General features: G+C 32.9%; 14 protein-coding genes. 11 read left to right on the top strand and 3 right to left on the bottom strand.

Going from position 1 to position 15,313, the window contains the following annotated elements; genetic code table 11:
* Positions 1-22: 22 nt before the first annotated feature.
* On the bottom strand, positions 23-1,345 hold the full coding sequence (locus B8963_RS05700; protein ID WP_084060433.1) for a M16 family metallopeptidase: 1,323 nt from the start codon (positions 1,343-1,345) through the stop codon (positions 23-25).
* A 218-nt stretch (positions 1,346-1,563) separates the two neighbouring features.
* Here B8963_RS05700 and B8963_RS05705 point away from each other — a divergent pair, with 218 nt between their 5' ends.
* The 6 genes from B8963_RS05705 to B8963_RS05730 all read left to right on the top strand — a co-directional run bounded on the left by B8963_RS05705 (position 1,564) and on the right by B8963_RS05730 (position 8,943).
* Positions 1,564-1,998: a DUF4199 family protein gene (locus tag B8963_RS05705; protein ID WP_084060434.1), complete on the top strand. Its 435-nt coding sequence runs from the start codon at positions 1,564-1,566 to the stop codon at positions 1,996-1,998.
* A 122-nt stretch (positions 1,999-2,120) separates the two neighbouring features.
* Positions 2,121-2,798, top strand: coding sequence for a 50S ribosomal protein L21 (rplU, locus tag B8963_RS05710; protein ID WP_084060435.1), 678 nt, complete (start codon positions 2,121-2,123; stop codon positions 2,796-2,798).
* Between the two features lie 27 nt (positions 2,799-2,825).
* A complete protein-coding gene (rpmA, locus tag B8963_RS05715; protein WP_024479158.1) occupies positions 2,826-3,086 on the top strand; it encodes a 50S ribosomal protein L27 in 261 nt (86 codons plus the stop codon).
* A 158-nt stretch (positions 3,087-3,244) separates the two neighbouring features.
* Entirely contained in the window at positions 3,245-4,831 is a 1,587-nt protein-coding gene (locus B8963_RS05720) for a tetratricopeptide repeat protein (protein ID WP_084060436.1), read from the top strand.
* A gap of 173 nt (positions 4,832-5,004) precedes the next feature.
* Positions 5,005-7,863 carry a TonB-dependent receptor gene (locus B8963_RS05725; protein WP_084060437.1) on the top strand — a complete coding sequence of 953 codons (2,859 nt, stop codon included), beginning with the start codon at positions 5,005-5,007 and terminating at the stop codon, positions 7,861-7,863.
* Positions 7,864-7,920: 57 nt separating this feature from the next.
* Positions 7,921-8,943 carry a phytase gene (locus B8963_RS05730; RefSeq protein WP_084060738.1) on the top strand — a complete coding sequence of 341 codons (1,023 nt, stop codon included), beginning with the start codon at positions 7,921-7,923 and terminating at the stop codon, positions 8,941-8,943.
* A gap of 54 nt (positions 8,944-8,997) precedes the next feature.
* Here the strand turns inward: B8963_RS05730 and B8963_RS05735 are convergent, their stop codons facing one another.
* Both B8963_RS05735 and ahcY read right to left on the bottom strand, forming a co-directional pair.
* The gene (locus tag B8963_RS05735; RefSeq protein WP_084060438.1) at positions 8,998-10,104 is read right to left on the bottom strand and encodes an SDR family oxidoreductase; all 1,107 of its coding nucleotides are present in this window, start codon (positions 10,102-10,104) and stop codon (positions 8,998-9,000) included.
* A gap of 85 nt (positions 10,105-10,189) precedes the next feature.
* Positions 10,190-11,506 (bottom strand): adenosylhomocysteinase, encoded by a 1,317-nt coding sequence (gene ahcY / locus B8963_RS05740; protein WP_084060439.1) that lies wholly within the window; start codon positions 11,504-11,506, stop codon positions 10,190-10,192.
* A 76-nt stretch (positions 11,507-11,582) separates the two neighbouring features.
* On the opposite strand from ahcY, the gene B8963_RS05745 reads away from it, so the two are divergent.
* From B8963_RS05745 to B8963_RS05765, 5 genes are read left to right on the top strand one after another with little or no spacing between them, the layout of a single operon-like run.
* Complete coding sequence (locus B8963_RS05745; protein ID WP_084060440.1) at positions 11,583-12,218, top strand: 4'-phosphopantetheinyl transferase family protein; 636 nt, start codon at positions 11,583-11,585, stop codon at positions 12,216-12,218.
* Between the two features lie 11 nt (positions 12,219-12,229).
* Positions 12,230-12,490, top strand: coding sequence for a thiamine-binding protein (locus B8963_RS05750; RefSeq protein ID WP_084060441.1), 261 nt, complete (start codon positions 12,230-12,232; stop codon positions 12,488-12,490).
* Positions 12,474-13,103, top strand: coding sequence for a nicotinamide riboside transporter PnuC (gene pnuC, locus B8963_RS05755; protein WP_084060442.1), 630 nt, complete (start codon positions 12,474-12,476; stop codon positions 13,101-13,103). The genes B8963_RS05750 and pnuC overlap by 17 nt, the downstream gene beginning before the upstream one ends.
* Positions 13,067-13,630 (top strand): AAA family ATPase, encoded by a 564-nt coding sequence (locus B8963_RS05760; protein ID WP_084060443.1) that lies wholly within the window; start codon positions 13,067-13,069, stop codon positions 13,628-13,630. Before pnuC ends, B8963_RS05760 begins: the two co-directional genes overlap by 37 nt.
* Positions 13,627-15,174, top strand: a complete 1,548-nt coding sequence (locus B8963_RS05765) for a DUF4301 family protein (protein ID WP_084060444.1) — start codon at positions 13,627-13,629, stop codon at positions 15,172-15,174. The genes B8963_RS05760 and B8963_RS05765 overlap by 4 nt, the downstream gene beginning before the upstream one ends.
* Positions 15,175-15,313: the final 139 nt, after the last annotated feature.

Below are 15,313 nucleotides of genomic sequence, written 5' to 3' on the forward strand. Positions count from 1 at the left end.
CTGAATTTATTCAGTGTAGAATTTAGTTTGCAGGTTTTTCTTGTGGTAAATAATCGATAATTACACGTTGATTAGGCTTAAGATATTTGTCAGCAACCGCTTTAATTTCTTCACGAGTGATAGATCTGTAAATATCAATTTCTTTATTAATTAATGATGTATCACCATATAACATGTAATTGGTTGCTAAAGAGCCAGCAATACCTTCTACGCTTGAGTTAGAATTTACAAATTCATTTTCGAACTTATTTTGTAGTTTCTGATAATCGCTTTCAGAAATTAATTCTGTTCTAACTTTTACAATTTCTTCTTCAATTTCTGTATTTAAAGTCTCTAATGTGGTTTCGCCAACTGGTAAAGAAAACACTAAATACATACCGTAGTCTTCTTGACCAATATTAAAGGCACCTACTTGTAATGCTTGTTTTTGTTCGTCAACCATTTTCTTGTATAGCTTAGAGCTAGGACCATCGCTTAAATAGCTCGAGATCATTTCTAGAACATAAGCATCGCGTTCTTTAAAACCAGGAGTTCTATAAGCGATAATTGATGCTGGAATTTGTATATTCTGATCGTATACAACCGATTTAGATTCCACGGTAATAGGATCTTCTTTTGGGTAATTTCTTATCACATCACCACCGCGTTTAATGGGTCCAAAATAATCCTCGATCATTTTTTTTGTCTTGGCAATATCAATATCACCAGCAACAGTTAAAACGGCATTATTAGGTACATAATATAATTTATTATAAGCAGTAACATCTTCTAAAGTAGCCGCTTCTAGATCTTTCATATATCCAATATTTGGATCCTTATAAGGATGCTTTGAAAATAAAGCCTCACCAACAGCTTGTAGAATTTGACCATAAGGCCTGTTGTCATAACTTCTTCTTTTTTCTTCTTTGACAACCTCGATTTGAGTGTCTATGCCAACCTGATTAATAATTGGATGGAGCATTCTTTCTGACTCTAACCAAAGTCCTAATTGTAAGTTGTTAGACGGGAAAACTTCATAATAGTAGGTTCTATCTTGAGAAGTGTTAGCGTTATTCTGACCTCCATTAGAAGATACAATTTCGAACCATTTTCCTCTTTCTATATTTTCGGTTCCTTCAAACAAAAGATGCTCAAATAAGTGAGCAAACCCTGTTCTCCCTTCAGTTCTATCTTTACCACCAACATGGTACATTACTGATGTGGTAACTAATGGCGCAGAATTGTCTTGGTGTAGAATAACATGGAGTCCATTGTCCAAATTATACTCTTCGTAAGCTACTTCTTGAGCTTTAGCTGTTAGGGCCGCGATAGATAGCGTAACAGCAAGAAATAATTTTCTTTTCATTCTTTAAGTGTTTAATTATAGTGGTTTAATTACGGATAGAAATTTAAGGAATTTTATCCATGAATACAGAATTAGTATATAATTCTTACAAAATGTTACACGAAAATACTGTTTTTTTTAGATTTTAATTATTTAGGTTATTTATTCTTTAACAAGATTTTTTACCGTTTATAGCTACTTTTTTTATAATTTAATAGCACTAATTAAAACCAATAGACATGAAAAATTTTGCACTTCCCGTACGTTTTGGTATCGCCACAAGTGGTTCTCTAATTGCCTATTTTTTAATTCTTTCGCTTTTTAACCTTCATGTAAACGTATTCTACAGTCTATTTAATGGTTTTATTACTGGTTTTGGAATTTATGAAGCCATTAAATACCTAAAAATAAGGGATGGCGCCAATTTTAATTATAGAAAAGGATTCTCTGCAGGTATCGTAACAGGATTTGTGGCAACTTTAATATTTACCATATTTTTTGCTTTTTATGCTACTGAAATAAACACAGAATTTACTGGAGAACTTTCAAAAGTTTGGTTCAAAGATTATAATACCGGTGAGGGAATATTATTTTTTACAGTGGCTATTATGGGATTTGCAACATCGGTGGTATTAACATTAACCTTCATGCAGCTATTTAAGTCGTATAAATAACAGAAAAAGTAATATAAATAAATTCTGTAAAAATCCCTTGTAAATTAAGTTATTAGAAGTATATTTGCACCCGCCTATTGAAAAATGGGTATTGAAATATTGATTAATAACAAACACAAGCTATGTACGCAATTGTAGAGATAGCAGGGCAGCAATTTAAAGTTGCGAAAGACCAAAAAGTGTATGTTCACCGTTTACAGGACGAAGAAGGTAGCAAAGTTACTTTTGATAACGTTCTTTTATTAGAAGACGGTAGCAACATTACTATTGGCGCCCCAGCTATAGACGGAGCCGCTGTTGAGGCAAAAGTCATTAAGCACCTAAAAGGTGATAAGGTAATCGTTTTTAAGAAAAAAAGACGTAAAGGTTACAAAGTTAGAAACGGTCACAGACAGTATTTAACTGAGTTAGTAATTGAAAGTATTGTTACTTCAGGTGCTAAAAAAGCCGCTCCTAAAAAAGAAGCTGCTGCTCCAAAAAAGGCAGAGCCTAAAAAAGCTGAAGCAGTAAAAGCAGAAGCTCCAAAGAAGGCTGCTCCTAAAAAAGCAGAGAAAGCAGATGATTTGAAAAAAGTTGAAGGAATTGGTCCTAAAATTGCAGAGACATTAATTGCCGCTGGAATTTCAACTTTCGCTGAATTAGCTAAAACTGATGCAGCAAAAATTGCTGATATTATCTCTGATGTACGTGGAAACCACGTAACTGATACTTGGCCTGCACAAGCTAAATTAGCTGCTGAAGGTAAGTGGGACGAGTTAAAGAAATGGCAAGATGAATTAGATGGTGGGAAACCAGCATAAGTATAACAATATAAAAACCGTAACAAAATGGCACATAAGAAAGGTGTAGGTAGTTCTAAAAACGGTAGAGAATCAGAATCAAAACGTTTAGGTGTTAAGATTTTTGGTGGTCAAGCTGCTATAGCTGGTAACGTACTTGTTAGACAGCGCGGAACTAGACACAATCCAGGAGAAAATGTATACGCTGGAAAAGATCATACTTTGCACGCACGTGTTGATGGTATTGTAAAATTCCAGAAGAAAGCGGGAGGTAAATCTTTCGTATCAATTGAGCCTTTCGAAGCTTAAGAGATAGTTTTCTTAATAATAAATAAATACCCTTTATTGCTTTAATTAGCGATAAAGGGTTTTTGCGTTAACATTATAGTTTACTTTTTGGTAACTTTTGTTTAAGCTTTAAGATATATAATGCTTGTATTTTTCAAGATTATTTAGAGCCATTCACTGTGCAAAAATTAGTCTTCTTATTTTTCTATACGCTTTTAAGTTTTTCTTTGGCCATCGCACAAGGTGTAAATCTACTAGACCTTTATAATCATACGGTGAGTGAAAGCTTTGCTTCTCTAAATACAAACTTGCAGAAAGAACTTAAATCTAAAGATGGTATTTCCAAAGCCAAAGCACACTTAAAATTAGGGTTGTTTTGTCAAGAAAATGGAGTTTTTGTAGAAGCAATTAATCAGTTTAATTATGGGTTAATGTCCTTAGAAAATGAAAAGCAAGATAACGTATTGCTTGATTTGATTAATTGCTTGGGAAAACTACATTTAGAATTAAAAAACTACCGTACTTCTGAAGTGTATTTTAAAAGAGGAATTGAAGAAGCATTAAAACAAGAAAACAAATTACAATTAGCCATAGCAAAAAGCTATTTAGGGGCCTGCTTTGAAAAACAAAAGTTGTATAAAGAGGCTTTACAGCTTCAAGATGAGAGTTTAATACTCTATACAGATCTAAAAAGCGACAATGGTTTGTGCATAGTACATGAAAATATTGGAAGTATTTATGAAGATTTAGAGCAATATGATCTAGCATTGGAGCATTTTAATAAAGCTTTGAAGTATCATGGAGAGCAAGTAGATAGTCGTAAAGCAAACATTTATAACAATTTAGGTGATGTTTACCGGAAGACTAAGGTATTTGATTTAGGGGCTGAATTTAGCAACAGAGCTCTAGAGACGGCAAAATTATGTGGTGATCTGCACGAACAAGCAAGTAGTTTTAAAGACCTTGCTGAAAACTACCAATTATTAGGTGAATTGGATAAAGCATTAACGTATTTAGAACAGTTCATAATTCTTGATAACGAAAACCAACAATTACAAAGCACAAATCAAGCTACTGCACTACAAATAATTTACGACACCAAAGAGAAGGAAGCACAAATCAAGGTTTTAGTGCAGAAAGGCAAAGTGGATTATGCTCAAAAAATTATGCTCATAGCTTCAATTATTAGTGGGGTATTGTTAGTGCTGTTTTGGTACTTATATATTCTAAAAAAGAAAAAGCAAACACGAAATGAAACAATATATAAGCAGCAAATTCTTAAAGCAGAATTGGATAAAAAAAGTTTAAAAGAGGAAATTTTAAAAAGAGAAGTAGAAGTAAAAAATGCTTCATTATCTACTTACAGTTTACATATTTCTCAAAAGAATAAGATACTTTCAGATTTAGCTCATACCCTTACAAAATGTTTAGACCGCAATAATATCGACTTAAAAAGAAAATTAGCTGCTCTAATACAAGAAATCAACACCAATTTGTCTCAAGTTCAGGAGTGGGAAGAATTTGTAACCCTATTTCAAGAGATTCACCCTCAATATATTGAACGAATAAATAAAGTAGCAAATGACAATTTATCGTCTTCTGAATTACGTTTAAGTATGTTGTTGCGATTAAACCTAAATTCCAAAGAAATAGCCTCGATATTGCGATTAACAACGGATAGTGTGCGGGTATCTAGATATCGATTAAGAAAAAAACTTCCGATAGACGCTAAAGAAGAATTAAGTCAATATTTACGTTCTATTTAACGTATTACAGGCAGTAGTTTAGCATACTGTTATTTCAATGTAAATCTATTCTTATTGTTGCCTTGTTGTTTCCTAGTTTTTAAATAAATCTTCTCTATTTCTTTTCATTAAGTAAACATGCTAAATGCTTGATATATATAATTTTGGCTGCTAAATAACCAATGAAAATAAAAATGAAAAATTATTTAAAGTTTACTTTATTTCTCGTATTTGTTGCTATAAATTTTGCTTCAATTCAAGCTCAAAATGGTAATATAGCAGGTACAATTTCGGACGAAAACGGATTAAGCGTTCCTGGTGCAACAATTCTAATAACCTCTTTAAAAAAAGGAACAACATCCGATTTTGATGGGCACTTTTCTCTTGTTGAAATTCCTGTAGGTACTTATAAACTTTCCATTACGTATTTAGGGTATGCTAGCGTAGACCAAGAAATTACAATTACCGACGGAAGCACCACATCTATAGAAGTCTTTATTCAACCAAAAAGTTTAGAGTTGCAGGGTGTTGAAGTGGTAAGTTATGGTTTGGGCAGTCAGGCAAAAGCGTTAAATACACAAAAAACCAATATGAACATTACCAATGTAGTTTCTACAGATCAGATTGGTAAATTTCCTGATTCTAATGTAGGTGATGCAGTAAAGCGTATTCCGGGGATTACTATGCAGGTGGATCAAGGTGAGGCGCGTAATGTTATTGTGCGTGGCTTATCACCCCAGTTAAATTCAGTTACATTAAATGGAAGTCGAGTTCCATCGGCAGAGGGAGATAACAGAAATGTTCAGATGGATTTGATTCCGTCCGATATGATACAAACCATTGAAGTGAGTAAAGCTGTAACTCCAGATATGGATGCCGATGCCTTAGGAGGTTCTATAAATTTGGTAACAAGAACTTCTCCACAAGGGTTTAGATTATCTGCAACTGCAGGATCTGGTATAAATGTAATTACCAATAAGCCAATTATCAATGGTTCATTTTTACTTGGTGATAGAAGTGAAAATGGAAAATTTGGTTGGATGCTATCCGCATCTTATAACAATAATGATTTTGGATCTGATAACGTTGAGGCTGAATGGACAGATGAATTTGAGTATTATTCTGGTGTGGATGACGGCGATGGGGAGCCAATTCTAGAAGAAGTTGATGTAGATTCCTATACCAATGTCTTTGAGCAAAGGGAATATTTGGTACAACGTATAAGACGTAGTTTTTCTGCCAATATGGATTATAAGATTGATGCCGATAATACACTGTTCTTAAAAACAATTTATAATTGGAGAGATGATAGAGAAAATAGATTTGCATTGCAAAGCGAAATGCTTGACGGTGAAGATATGGAATTAGGTGATTTTACGATTACTGATGGTAAAGTAACTAGCTTTTTAGCAGAAGTTACGCGTGAGACAAAAGGTGGAATTGATTCTAAAAGAAATAAAAACAGACGATTAGAAGATCAGCGAATGCAAAATTATAGCCTAGGTGGAAAACATTTACTGGGTAATTTAAAAGTAGATTGGATGTCGTCATTCGCAAAAGCATCTGAAGAAAGATTAAATGAACGTTACATTGTTTACGCTGCAGAATATGCTGTATTGAATGATAATAAAGATACTCGCTTCCCTATAATGACTGCCGAAGATGTTGCAGATACCTCTTTAGATAATTTTGAATACGATGAGTTAACAGAAGAAAATCAGTTTACTAAAGAAGAGGACTTTAATGTTTTTGTAAATTTTGAATTGCCTTCAAATATTTTTGGTCAGGGTGATGGGACTATAAAATTTGGTGCAAGAACACGCTTAAAAACCAAACTTCGCGATAATAATTTCTTTGAGTTTGATTTTGAAGATGACTATCCAACATTGGCAGCTACGGTAACCAGAGATATTTCAGATGCTGATTTTCTTGCAGGTAGTAAATACTTAATTGGTTCGTTTGCTGATGAAGAATGGTTAGGTGCTTTAAATCTTGTAGATGGCGAAGCTGTTCCTGACGAGTATTTGAGAGAAAATTACAATGTAAAAGAAAATGTTTTTGCTGGGTATATTTTAACCAATCAAAAACTATCTGAAAAAGTAGATATGCTTGTTGGTGTACGTATTGAAAATACCAAAATTACCGCCACCGGAAATCAAATTATTGATGAAGAAATAGTAACAGGTGAAATTACAAAAGAGAGTTCTTATTCGAATATATTACCAGGCGTGCATTTTAAATATGCGGCATCGGATGCAACAATATTGCGTTTTGCATGGACAAATACATTGGCAAGACCTAATTATGCTGATTTAGTACCATCTGTAGATGTTATTTTAGGCGATGATGAAATTGTATTGGGCAATCCAGATTTAGAAGCAACAACATCTATGAACTTTGATTTTATGGCAGAGCATTATTTTGAAAGTGTTGGTTTACTTTCTGGAGGTGTTTTCTATAAAAATATAGACAATTTCATTTATACTTTTGTTGGTGAAACTGCTGATGATACGTATGGAGAAGACACAACAGGTTACGAAATATTCCAACCTTTAAATGGAGAAGGTGCAACAATTTTTGGGGCTGAATTTGCTTTTCAAAGGAACTTAGATTTTCTTCCGGGATTTGCAAGAAACTTTAGTGTTTACTTAAATTATACATTCATTTCTTCTTCTGCCAACGGAATTATGAACGAGGATGGTGACGAGAGAGAAGACGTAGATTTGCCAAATACAACACCAAATACGTTCAATGCTTCATTGGGTTATAATGATAGAAAATTCTCTGCAAGATTATCAGGTAATTTTACAGATTCTTATATAGATGAATTAGGAGGTAATGATTTTGAAGATAGATATTATGACACTCAGTTTTTCTTAGATTTTAATGCAAATTATAAGGTAAATAATAGTTTAAGCATTTACACAAGTTTAAATAATATTACAAATCAGCCATTACGTTATTTCCAAGGGCAAAAAGATTTTACACAGCAAGTTGAATTTTATGGGCAACGCTTCACTTTTGGATTGAAATATGATTTGTTTAGAAAATAACAAATGTTTGTAAATCAACTAATAGTAAGATCAGTCTTCAACTACAAAAAATATAACATGAAAAATGTACTATGGTTTACGCTTTGCGCTTTTTTATTCATTACATCGTGTAAGTCTAAAAAACTTCCGGCTATTGCCCCAGATATTATAACAGAAAAAACTTTGAATGATACAGATGACCCGGCAATCTGGATAAATCCTTCCGATCCATCAAAAAGTATTGTATTTGGTACCGATAAAGAAACTAATGGCGCTATTTATGCTTTTGATTTAGAAGGAAAAATAATTGAAGAAAAAACAATTAGAAATATAGAAAGACCTAATAACATAGATTTAGCTTACGGATTCGCATTAAACGATTCTACTACAACCGATGTTATTGTTTTTACAGAGCGAGAAAAAAATCAAATTAGAATGTTTTCTGTGCCAGATATGAAACCTTTAGATCAAGGTGGATTTAAAGTTTTTCAAGATGAAACAAACCTAGAATTCACATTTCCTATGGGTGTAAGTTTGTACATGTCGCCAACAGATAATAAATTGTTCGCCATAGTTGGCCGTAAATCCGGTCCTGAAAATGGTTATTTATATCAATATAATTTAGCTGCAGATTCGTCTGGGGTTGTGCGTTCGGAATTGGTAAGAAAGTTTGGAAAATTTAGTGGTAAAAAAGAGATAGAAGCCATAGCCGTAGATCACGAATTAGGATTTGTGTATTATTCAGATGAGCAACATTGTGTTCGTAAATACTATGCGGAACCGAGTATGGGCGACGAAGAAATTAGTTGTTTCGGTGGCGATCTTTTTCTTGAAGATATAGAAGGAATTGCTATTGCTCGATACAAAGTTGGTACTGGATATGTAATTATATCGGATCAGCAACGAGGACAATTCAACATTTTTTCAAGAACTACAAATGAATTTGTAAAAGCAGTTAATCTTTCTACTTTAGAAACAGATGGATGCGATGTGGTTACAGTTCCGTTAAATAGCACCTTTAAAAACGGCTTGTTTGTAGCAATGAATGATAAAAAGGATTTCTATTTTTACGATTTGGCTAAGCTTGGAATTGAAAAATAACGCGTGCTATTAAGTAAAAAAGAGCTAACCTAAATTGGTTAGCTCTTTTTATTTTTACCACTTTTGGTTTCTAAAGTTTTTGGCTTTTGCAAAAAGTACAGTTTCGGATAAATAGTCTTCCAAGTCATATTTCGGAATAGGGAGTATGCTCTCTAATAATGTGGTATCCCATTCACTAGCCTTAGAAGTCATATATGGGTGTAAATGAACACCAATAGTTTCATAATAAAAGGCTTCTAATTTAGAAGAAAATCCTGTTTTTACATTTATCAACTCCTCAGTGAAAGAGAAATTATTAAAACCAACTACCTCCAATATTTTTGCAATACCGTTCATCATATTTGTTTCTTGAGAGTGAACTATGTTTAATTGTTCAATTTCAGTAGAAATTACCTTAGCAATAACCTGAGCAGCGTAGTCCGTTGGAATTATATTCAAACCTGTGGTTTGGGTTGTGGTGATACGCACTTGATCGTCGGTGGTAACGCTATTGAAAAATTTTGCAAATAAATAGAATACCATATACTTTGATATAAAGTAATTAGGATGCTCAAGAATATTACCACCAAGAACACTAGGGCGTAATATTTGAACAGGAATATTTTTTTCTTTACCTGCTTCGGTTAAAAATTTTTCAGAAGCATGCTTTGATGCTTCATAATGATTTCTATAGTTTTCGCTTGTTAGCTGAGAATAATCATTTTGAATCAGTCCCCCTATATTACCTGATGCAAAAGCAGTACTGATATATACAAATTTGTTAATGTGCTTGTAAAAGGCATTAAAAATGTCTTTTGTAAATTTTAAATTCTCTTTAAATATTTCTTTTTTAGCCTTTGGATCTGTAGATAAATTTACAAACCCTGCAGAATGTATAAAGTAATCAATACGATTTTTGGTGCCTAAAAAGGTTTCAGGAATTAAGAATTCATCCGCATCTATGACCACTATTTTATTCAGAACAGCTGCTCTATTTTTCTTGATGAATTCGGTAGCAAAATCGCTGGAAATAACATTTTCAATTCTCTTTTCGGGAGTTAAAGTAGCTTTTTTGCGAACAGGCAGATAAATTTGTTCAATAGCATCAAAACGTTGTTCTAAAAGTGAATATAATATTCTAGAACCTAAAGTTCCTGTGGCGCCAGTTAAAAGAATGTTCATGGGATTGATTTGTGTGTAAAAAATCAAAATCCTTATTTAAAATATAAAATAAGGATTTTGAGCTAGTTAAAGATGCTTTTAAATTCTAGTACCTATAATAATCTGGCTTAAATGGTCCTTTAACCGTTACGCCAATATATTCTGCTTGCTCTGGTTTTAGTTCCGTTAATTCAACACCTAATCTTGCCAAATGTAATTGTGCTACTTTTTCATCAAGATGCTTAGGTAACATGTATACTTCATTTTTGTATTTATCACTATGTTTCCAAAGCTCTATTTGTGCTAGTGTTTGGTTGGTGAAAGAGTTACTCATAACAAAACTAGGGTGTCCAGTTGCACAACCAAGGTTTACTAATCGTCCTTCAGCCAAAATAATGATATCAGTGCCATCAATAGAATATTTATCTACCTGAGGTTTAATTTCATCCTTGGTATTGCCATAATTTTTATTCAACCAAGCCATGTCTATCTCATTGTCAAAATGACCAATATTACAAACAATGGTTTTGTCTTTCATAGCTTTAAAATGCTCAGCACGGATAATGTCTTTATTCCCAGTTGTGGTAATAATTATATCAGCATTAGCAACTACAGTTTCTAGTTTTTTAACTTCAAAACCATCCATGGCTGCCTGTAGCGCACAAATTGGGTCAATTTCAGTAACTGTAACTATAGATCCAGCACCTTTAAATGAAGCAGCGGTACCTTTACCAACATCTCCGTAACCAGCTACAACCACTCTTTTACCAGCAAGCATAGTATCCGTTGCTCTTCTTATAGCATCAACAGCACTTTCTCTACAGCCATATTTATTATCAAACTTAGATTTGGTAACCGAATCATTTACATTAATGGCCGGCATTGGTAAGGTTCCATTCTTTACTCTTTCATAAAGTCTATGTACACCAGTTGTTGTTTCTTCAGATAAACCTTTAATATTGCCTGCTAATTCAGGATATCTATCTAAAACCATATTAGTTAAATCGCCACCATCATCAAGAATCATATTTAAAGGTTTGCGATCTTCTCCAAAGAATAAGGTTTGCTCAATACACCAGTCAAATTCTTCTTCATTCATTCCTTTCCAGGCGTATACTGGTACTCCAGCTTCAGCAATTGCAGCCGCAGCTTGATCTTGAGTCGAGAATATATTACAAGAACTCCATGTAACTTCTGCGCCTAACGCCACAAGAGTTTCAATAAGTACTGCAGTCTGTATGGTCATATGCAAACATCCTGCAATACGCGCACCTTTTAAGGGTTGTTCTTTTCCATATTCCTCTCTTAATGCCATTAGTCCAGGCATTTCTGCCTCAGCTAAGTTTATTTCTTTTCTTCCCCAACCTGCTAGAGAAATATCTTTTACCTTGTAGGGTATATAAGAAACAGTTTTAGTGCTCATATCCTTTTTTATTTTTACTTTCGTTATATAGCAATTTTAATCACTAAATTTTAGTGATTGCAAAGGTACTAAAGCCATGCCTCTTTACAAAACAATTACGGTAACACCAAGCATAACTGTTTACATCTGGAAAGTTGAAGAAACAGAAGAGGAACTTGCTAAAGATATTGTGCTTACTCCTGCATGCGCAGAAAGAATGCTAGGAATGAAATCAGAGCAACACCGTAAAGGGTTTTTAAGTATTCGTCATTTGTTAGCAATTGCAGGTTACGAGGATAAAGATTTGTATTACAATGAATTTGGAAAACCATTTTTAAAAGATGGAAATAGGATAAGTATTACCCACTCTCATGAATTTACGGGTATTATTGTGGCGCAGCATTCTGATGAAGTTGGGATAGATATAGAAATGCAAAGAGACAAAATTTTAAATATAGCTCATAAATTCACACCAATTGAAGAGTATAAAACCCTGGCGAATACCGATGCTATTGTTAGAAAACTTACAATTGTTTGGGGCGCAAAAGAATCTTTGTACAAAATATATGCACAAAGTGGCTTAAGTTTTTTACATCATATAGATGTTAAGGAATTTGATTTAGAAGACAATGATAGTATTGCAGAAATTATTTACAAAGGAAAATCATCTGCATACAGTATAGATTTTTTAGAATTTGAAGGGTATACCTGTGTGTATGCCGTAAAGTTATAATACTAATAAACATGAATATTTCCGTAGAACTTACCCTATCTCCCTTACAAGATTCCTTTGAACCTATTATCATTAGTTTTATTAAAAAACTTAGAGCTTCTGGGTTAACCGTATTAGAAAACCCATTAAGCACTCAAGTATATGGTGAATACGATAGCGTAATGAAGGTGCTCAACACAGAAATAAAAGAAGCTTTTGAGCTCATGGACAAAGGCTTACTTTATATGAAAATTGTTAAATCGGATAGAAGCATGTATGAGCCCCATTTTTGATTTTTTCTTTGAACAATATTCCGATTACAAAACCTATCACATAGTTCTTGAAATAGTTGCGGTACTATTTGGATTACTTTCTGTGCTGTTTTCTAAACAAAATAATATTCTGGTATATCCTACCGGAATGATAAGTACTGCCATATTTGTTTACCTACTTATTGTTTGGGGATTAATTGGAGACATGCTCATAAATGTATATTATTTTATCATGAGTGTTTATGGGTGGTATGTTTGGACAAGAAAAGTAGATGACCAGCATGTAACGCCAATAACCCACACCACAATAAAAGAGCATAAGACATCTATTATAATTTTTATAAGCACCTTATTATTTGTATTTGTGGTTTATCAACTATTTGATAAATGGACTAGCTGGACTGCTTATGTTGATACTTTAACAACTGCCGTGTTTTTTGTTGGAATGTGGCTAATGGCCAAACGTAAAGTAGAAAATTGGCTATATTGGATTGTGGGCGATTTAATATCAGTGCCTTTATATTTTTACAAAGGCTTTACTTTTACTAGCTTACAGTATTTATTATTTACATTCATTGCAATTTTTGGATATTCCGCATGGAAGAAAAGTTTAAACAAGAACCCTCAGACGTAATTAAAATAGTATTATTCGGACCAGAATCTACGGGTAAAACCACCTTGTCTGGTCAATTAGCGCGCTACTACAATTCGGTTTGGGTGCCAGAATATGCTAGAGAATATTTGCAAGATAAATGGAATGAAGAGCGAAAAACTTGCGAACCAAAAGATTTATTGCCTATAGCAGAAGGCCAAATGAGGCTAGAAAATAAATTGGCTAAAAAAGCTAATAAAATTTTGATTTGCGATACAGATTTGTTGGAAACAAAAGTATATTCCGAAGCGTATTATATTGGACATTGCGATCCAATTTTAGAAAAATATGCCCTAGAAAATACTTATGATTTATATTTTTTGACTTATATTGATGTACCTTGGGAAGAAGACGATTTGCGCGATAAACCGTTGGAAAGAGAACGCATGTTTCAATATTTTCAAGACACCTTAGAAAAGTATAATAGAAAGTATATTCTTTTAAAAGGAGATAAGAATACAAGACTTAAAACAGCAATTCATCATATTAATAAACTTTTGAATCCATGATAGCATTTTCAGAAAAAGATAAAGAGCAATTAATTTCTAAAGGAATAGCGGCAGAAAAAGTAGAAGGTCAGATCCAAACATTTAAAGAAGGAATACCCTTTGTTAAATTAGAAAAGGCCGCTGTTGTTACTAATGGAATTTTAAAATTTTCTAATGATGATGAAAAGGAGCTAATCGAAAATTTTGAAAATGCCAAAAATCATTTATCACTCTTAAAGTTTGTTCCAGCTTCTGGTGCTGCATCGAGAATGTTTAAAGCTTTTTTTAATTTCTTAGAAAAGTATAATCCAAAAAATGAAAGTTTAGAGGATTATTTTAATAGAACAGGAGATAAAGATCTTAATACCTTTTATCAAGGATTAAAAAAGCTACCATTTTATGAAATCATAGAGAAAAGAATAAATGGAAAGTTCAGTTCCAAAGGAGAAGAACTGTATTTTTTTGTAGAAGAAATGTTGCAGGAAAAGGGATTAAATTTTGGTTTTTATCCAAAAGGTCTTTTGCCTTTCCATAATTACGGAAATTTTGCTTCTACACCTTTTGAGGAACATTTAAAGGAGGCAGCTTTATATGCATCTAATAAAGGAGATGCCAAGCTTCATTTTACCATATCCGAACAGCATGGCGAAATGTTTAATCAAGAGTTTGACCGGGTTAAAGAAAGAGTCTCTGCAGCTACGAATACTTCTTTTAATGTTAGTTATTCATTTCAAAAATCAGAAACAGACACGATTGCTGTAAATATGGACAATACACTTTTTAGAGAGCCAGACGGATCTTTATTATTTCGTCCTGGAGGACATGGAGCACTTATAGAAAACTTAAATGACCAAAAAGCAGATATCATATTTATTAAAAATATAGATAATGTAGTGACCTCTAATGCCATAGTAGAGGTGGCTAATAGTAAAAAAGTATTAGCAGGACTCTTATTAAAAGTGCAGAAAAAAGCATTTGAATATGCTAAAATATTAGAGCACAATGCAGCTATTGATTTTGATAAAATGCAAGAAATTAAAGCGTTTTTAGAACATGAGTTAAATGTTCGTTTTTCTGAAAATTATAATGGTTACAGTATAGCACAGCAAATAGAAATATTAAAAGATAAAATTAATAGACCTATTCGTATTTGCGGTATGGTTAAAAACGAAGGTGAACCAGGCGGAGGTCCTTTTTGGATAAAAGATAAGAAAGGTAATATTTCACTACAAATAATTGAGTCAGCACAAGTCGATACAGCTAGTAAAAATCAGATGGAAATATTTAGTAATTCTACTCACTTTAATCCAGTAGATTTGGTTTGTGGTATAAAAGATTTTAAAGGAGAAAAATATAATTTATTGAATTTTGTTGATGTTAAACAAGGTTTTATCACCGAGAAAACTAAAGATGGTAAAGAATTAAAAGCTCTTGAACTTCCAGGCCTTTGGAACGGAGCAATGGCTTTTTGGAATACTATTTTCGTAGAAGTGCCCTTAATAACTTTTAATCCGGTAAAAACGGTTAATGATTTATTGAAACCTGCACATCAAGTAAAAAACTAAAAATAGATTTTAAAAGTGTATACTTTTTACACATAAAATAACTAAAGTATACAGTAATACACACATTGTTATTTTTATTGTAAAATATAAACCATTGTAAAACAGTTAGTTGCAATGGTTTTTTGATTTGTGTTGCTTC

The sequence above is a fragment of the Cellulophaga tyrosinoxydans genome (genome assembly GCF_900176415.1).
GTDB classification, from domain to species: Bacteria; Bacteroidota; Bacteroidia; order Flavobacteriales; family Flavobacteriaceae; genus Cellulophaga; species Cellulophaga tyrosinoxydans.